The sequence below is a fragment of the Paucibacter sp. XJ19-41 genome (assembly GCF_028462495.1).
Lineage (GTDB): Bacteria > Pseudomonadota > Gammaproteobacteria > Burkholderiales > Burkholderiaceae_C > Roseateles_E.
The window spans coordinates 488-5910 of sequence record NZ_JAQOWX010000190.1 but is presented as its reverse complement, the minus strand read 5'-3'; the positions used below and the strand labels follow the sequence as shown (position 1 = coordinate 5910).

General features: G+C 68.3%; 7 protein-coding genes. 5 read left to right on the top strand and 2 right to left on the bottom strand.

Features of this window, described 5'->3' with window-relative positions:
• The 4 genes from PO768_RS27395 to PO768_RS27380 all read left to right on the top strand — a co-directional run.
• Positions 1–294: nucleotide-binding domain containing protein (locus tag PO768_RS27395; protein ID WP_272648580.1), on the top strand; the 294-nt coding region annotated here is incomplete at its 5' end.
• Positions 291–1022 carry a transcriptional regulator NanR gene (locus PO768_RS27390; RefSeq protein WP_137944715.1) on the top strand — a complete coding sequence of 244 codons (732 nt, stop codon included), beginning with the start codon at positions 291–293 and terminating at the stop codon, positions 1020–1022. The genes PO768_RS27395 and PO768_RS27390, both read left to right, overlap by 4 nt.
• The gene (locus PO768_RS27385) at positions 1019–1444 is read left to right on the top strand and encodes a hypothetical protein (protein WP_272648579.1); all 426 of its coding nucleotides are present in this window, start codon (positions 1019–1021) and stop codon (positions 1442–1444) included. The genes PO768_RS27390 and PO768_RS27385 overlap by 4 nt, the downstream gene beginning before the upstream one ends.
• Positions 1445–1517: 73 nt before the next feature.
• The gene (locus tag PO768_RS27380; RefSeq protein WP_272648578.1) at positions 1518–2609 is read left to right on the top strand and encodes a DUF3616 domain-containing protein; all 1092 of its coding nucleotides are present in this window, start codon (positions 1518–1520) and stop codon (positions 2607–2609) included.
• A gap of 5 nt (positions 2610–2614) precedes the next feature.
• Here the strand turns inward: PO768_RS27380 and PO768_RS27375 are convergent, their stop codons facing one another.
• A complete protein-coding gene (locus PO768_RS27375) occupies positions 2615–3031 on the bottom strand; it encodes a PaaI family thioesterase (protein WP_269838226.1) in 417 nt (138 codons plus the stop codon).
• Positions 3032–3087: 56 nt separating this feature from the next.
• On the bottom strand, positions 3088–4662 hold the full coding sequence (locus tag PO768_RS27370) for an ABC transporter substrate-binding protein (protein ID WP_272648577.1): 1575 nt from the start codon (positions 4660–4662) through the stop codon (positions 3088–3090).
• 254 nt (positions 4663–4916) lie between these two features.
• Here PO768_RS27370 and PO768_RS27365 point away from each other — a divergent pair.
• Positions 4917–5423, top strand: a 507-nt coding sequence (locus PO768_RS27365) for a protein-disulfide reductase DsbD domain-containing protein (RefSeq protein ID WP_442953307.1), incomplete at its 3' end; no start/stop codon positions are given.

Below are 5423 nucleotides of genomic sequence, written 5' to 3'. Positions count from 1 at the left end.
GGCCTGGCCGCACTGATGCGCCGGCTGCTGGAGCGCGCGCCCCAGCGCCTGACGCGCATCGCGGTGGCCGGCGGCGACAGTTCGGGCGCGGTGGCCAGCGCGCTGGATATCGCGGCCTTGAGCGTGGTGGCAGGTCTTGCCCCCGGTGCGCCGCTGTGCCGCGCCTGGTCGGACCACAGCGCACGCGATGGCTTGGAGATCGTGCTGAAGGGCGGCCAGATGGGCGGCGCCGACTTCTTCGCCGAGGTGCGGCAGGGCAAGAGCAGGCATGTGTTAACTTCCGCCGCGCCATGACAGCCGCCGAATCCCCCATCCACCGTCGCAAGCTCTATCAGGAGGTGCTGGACCGCCTGATGGAGCGCATCCGCAGCGGCGAGATCGCGCCCGGTGCGCAGCTGCCGGCCGAGCGCGAGTTGATGGAGTTCTACGGCGTCGGCCGGCCGGCGGTGCGCGAGGCCCTGCAGGCGCTGGAGCGCTCGGGCATTGTCGAGATCAGCCATGGCGAGCGGGCTCGCGTTGTCGTGCCGACGGCCGGCAGCCTGATCGAGCAGATCGCCGGCGGCGCCCGTCACCTGCTGCATATGCAGCCGGACAGCCTGGAGCATCTGAAGGAAGCGCGCATCTTTCTGGAGACCGGCATGGCCCGCCTGGCGGCCGAGCGGGCGACCGAGGACGACATCGCGCGGCTGCGCCAGCGCCTGGACGAGCACCGCGCCTCGATGGCCAATCTCGGCAAGTTCCTTGAGTTCGACATGGCCTTTCATCGCGAGATCGCCCGCATCAGCGGCAACCCGATCTTCCCGGCCATTGTCGAGGCCTTGTTTGGCTGGGCCAGCGAGTACTACCAGCCCCTGGTGCGCGCCCCCGGCGCCGAGGAGCTGACCTTGAGCGAACATCGGCGCATCGTCGAGGCGATTGCGGCCCGCCAACCGGCCGCCGCCGAGCAGGCGATGCGCGAGCATCTGACGCGGGCCAATGCGCTGTATCGCCAACTTGGCGTGGCCGGCAAGCCGCAGCGATGAGCATGATGTCGCCGCTGCAACAAGAATGGACCCTGCTGCAACAGCAGCACGAGCAATACGAACGCGGCGCGCTGCTGATCAAGCTGGCCGGCGTCGCGCTGTTCGCGCTCGGTCTGGCCTGGCGGATCGGCCCGCATTGGCTGGGCCTGGTGGCGCTGCTGCTGTGGGGGCAGGAGGCGATGCTGAAGACCTACCAGGCCCGCATCGCTGCGCGCCTGCTGCGCGTCGAGCAAGGCCTGCTGCCGGCTGCCGCGGCAGATCGGCAAGCGCTGCCGGCCTTCCAGCTGCACAGTGAGTGGGCCGCGTCCCGGCCCGGCGGGCTGGCCCTGCTGGGCGGCTATGCGCGCAGCGCCTGCAAACCGACCGTGGCCTTTCCGCACGCGCTGCTGCTGCTGGCCAGCCTCGCGCTGATCCTGTGCTGACCCTGCGCTGAAAGCCTGCGGCCCGCGTGCGGGCCTGTTGCATGATGGTGGCCTCGTGTCCTGGAGCCTCGTCATGCCTCAATCCCGCAGCGCCAATGCCGTCCGCCTGGAATTTGCCTCGGCCTCCCTGGTCCACACCAATCTCTCCGGCGCGGCCTTCAGCGGCGATTTCCTGTGGGTCGCCGGCGATGAGGCCTGCGGGGTGGACCGGCTGCGTCGGCTCGAGCCGGTCGGGGCCGAGCGGCTGCGCTTCGGCGAGGCCCGCGATTTTCCGCTGGCCGACTTGCTGGACCTGCCCGGCGCTGCCGACGAAGAGGCCGATCTGGAGGGCCTGGCCGTGGTGGACGACTGGCTCTGGCTGGTCGGCTCGCACGGGCTCAAGCGCAAGAACATCAAACCCGGGCGCGACGATGCCGAAAATGCCAAGCGCCTGGCCAAGCTCTCGCTCGACGGCAACCGGCGCCTGCTGGCCCGGGTGCCTATCGAGGCCGGTGCCGATGGCTCGCCCTGCCTGGTGCGCGAGGCTCGCGATGGCCGTCGCGCGCAGCGCCTGAAGGGCGATGCCGAAGGCAATCAGCTGAGCCGGCTGCTGGCCGATGACCCGCATATCGGCCCTTTCATGGCCATTCCGGGCAAGGACAACGGCTTCGATATCGAGGGCCTGGCGGTCGTCGGCCAGCGCCTGCTGCTGGGCCTGCGCGGCCCGGTGCTGCGCGGCTGGTCGGCGCTGCTGGAGATCGAGGTCGAGGCGCGTGGCGAGCAGCTGCGGCTGCTGCCCCTGGACGAGCAGGGCAGCCTGTATCGCAAGCATTTTCTGCAGTTGCAGGGGCTGGGCGTGCGCGATCTGCATTTCAGCGGCGACGACCTCTACATCCTCGCCGGGCCGACCATGGTGCTGGACGGGGAGATCCGCCTGTTTCTATGGCCCGGTGCACGCGCCGCGCTGGCGGCCAACAGCGCGCCGGTGCGCTTCGAGGCGACCGCGCTGAGCGAAGCCATCACCTTGCCCCATGGCCAGGGCTGCAACCGCGCCGAAGCGCTGTGCGCCGTGCCGCCGGAGCTGTTGGCGGGCAAGCCCGGCTGGCTGGTGCTCTACGACGCGCCGGGCGAGGACCGCCGCGACGGCGAGCTGACGGTGTTCGGCGACCTGCTGCGGCGCGCCTGAACCGCTCAGGCCTTGGGGTAGAGAATCATCTGCGTGCAGCGGAAGACTGCCAGTGTCTTGCCGCTGTCGCGATGCTTGACGACGGCGTCCCAGACCTGGGTCGTGCGGCCCAGGTGCACACCGGTGGCCTGGCAGTCCAGCATGCCCTCGCGCGCCGTGCCCAGATGGTTGGACTTCAGCTCGACGGTGGTGAAGTTCTGCGCGCCCTCGGGCAGGCTGGCGATGCAGCCATAGCCACAGGCGGTGTCGGCCAGGGTCACGAGGCTGCCGGCATGCAGATAGCCGTTGGGCGCCATCAGATGCGGGGCCACGGCCAGCTCGGCGCTGACCGCGCCCGGCGCGACGGCGGTGATCACGATGCCCAGATGGCCGGGCAGCTTGCCTTCGCCGCGTTGATTGAAGTGCTCGGGGGTGGGCGTCATCGCAGAGTGATCCTGTGGGCGGTCGGGAGCGCCATTGTGCCGCCCGACCGGTCCTTTTACTTGGCGCCCACCGTCACCCAGCGCACTTCCAGCCAGTTGTCAGGGCGGTGCACCACCGCGACATGGCTGCGCGCTGCCCATGGAATGAACTGGCGGTGCAGCGGGATGTAGTGGACCTGCTCGGCCTGGCGCTTGAAGACCTGCTTGATCAGGGCCTTGCGCTTGTCGGCATCGGGTTCGACGCTGGAGGCGGCGGCCAGCGCGTCGAGTTCGTCGTCCTTGAAGTTGCCGCGGTTGTACTCGCCGACGCCCTTCTCGCCGCGGTTGCGGTAGTGCGAGGTGAAGATGCTCTCGGGGTCGGTGATCGAGCCGCCCCAGCCGAACAGATAGATCGAGGTGTCGAGCTTCTCGACCTTGTTGAAGAACTGTGCCTTCGGTTGGGCCAGCACCTTGGTCTTGATGCCGATCTTGGCCCATTGCGAGGCCAGGGTCACGCAGATGCGCTCGTCGTTGACATAGCGGTTGTTGGGGCAATCGAGCTGCACCTCGAAGCCCTGCGGGTAGCCGGCCTCGGCCAGCAGCTTCTTCGCGGCCTCGGCGTCAAAGGGCAGGCGGCGCTCGATCTCGGGGTCGTTGAAGCTGCCCCGCGGCGAGGGCACGACCGCGCCGGTGGGCGCGGCCTGGCCATTCATCCGCTTGGTCTTGATGGTCTCGATGTCGATGGCCTGATAGAGCGCGCGGCGCACGCGCTGGTCCTTCAGCGGGTTCTTGCCCTTGACGCTGCTGTAGAGCAGCTCGTCGCGGCCCTGGTCCAGGCCGAGGAAGATGATGCGGTTCTCGGGGCCGTTGATGACCTTGACGCCCGGCGTGACGGCCAGCTTCTCCAGATCGCGCGGCGAGGGGTCGAGCACGAAATCGACCTCGCCCGAGACCAGCGCGGCGGTGCGGGTCGCGTCGCTCTTGATCGGCGTGTAGACGATCTCCTGCACATTGCCCTCGATCTTGCCCCAGTAGCCGGGGTTGCGCTTGTAGACCGTCTTGTTGTCCGGCGCGCGGCTGACCAGCTGGAAGGGGCCGGTGCCATTGGTATTGAAGGCGGCGTAGCTCTCTTCCTTGTTCGCGAAGTCCTGGGTTTTGGTGGCCTTGTTGGCCTCGGCCCAGCCCTTGCTCATGATGTAGAGCGTGTTGATGTGCTCAAGGAAGATCGGGTTGACCTTGGGCAGATTGAACTCGACGGTCAGCTCGTCGAGCTTGCGGGCCGTGCCCAGCGCATTGGCGTCGACGGCGATCTGCGAGCTGGGCTGCTTGGCCCGCTCCAGCGAGAACACCACCTCGTCGGCCGTCAGTGCCCGGCCGTCATGGAACTTGACGCCGGGGCGCAGCTTGAAGGTCCATTTCAGCGGGCCGTTCTGCTTCCATTCGGTGGCCAGTTGGGGCACCAGGTTCAGCTGCTTGTCGCGCGCGATCAGGAATTCATAGACCTGGCCGTTGAACACATTGGTCAGCGACTCGTTCTGCGCATAGGGGTCCAGGGTCAGCGGATCGCCAGCGCCGGCCCAGCGCAGGGTCTGGGCCTGGGACAGCAGGGCGGCGCTCAGCAGGCTCAGCGCCAGCAAGGTCTTCTTGGTCAACACAGCTCCTATGAATATCGGTCAGCCAGTCTACGCAGAGCCGCCGGCCCGCATGCGCGCAATGCCTATTTGCTTATGCGCATAGCGCGCAAAGCGGCTTGGCGGGGCGTCATCGGCCGGTCGAGAAGCTCACCGATACTCGGGGTCTTCCGTCATACCCTAGAGTGCAAGGAATCCCATTGCGCTCCGACAGACCCTGCATGACCTTTGCTGTCCGCCTCCTTTTCTCCAGGCTTGTGCTGAATGTTTCGGCCTTGTTGTTCCCCCTGCTGGCCGCCGCCCAGGGGGCGGTCGTCACCACCGAGCAGGTGCGCGCCGAATTGGTGGCCCATGCGCCCGAGGGCCTGGAGCCCGGCAAGCCGGCCTGGCTGGGCCTCTTGATCAAGCATCAGCCGCACTGGCACACCTACTGGCGCAATCCCGGCGACTCCGGCCTGCCGACGCGGATGGACTGGCAACTGCCGGCCGGGGTCACGGTCGGCGAGATCCAGTGGCCGACGCCGCAGCGCCTGCCGGTCGGCCCGCTGGTCAATTACGGCTACGAGGGCGAGCTGCTGCTGGCCGTGCCGCTGACCATAGGCCCCGAGTTCAAGGGCGGCAGCCTGAAGCTGCAGATGCTGGCCGATTGGCTGGTCTGCAAGGAGGTGTGCATTCCGGAGTCGGGCGAGTTTTCGCTGGAGCTGCCGGCCGCCGCCGCGACGGCCGGCCATGCGGCGCAGTTCGAGCGCGCCCGCGCCGGCCTGCCGCAGGCGCTGCAGGCG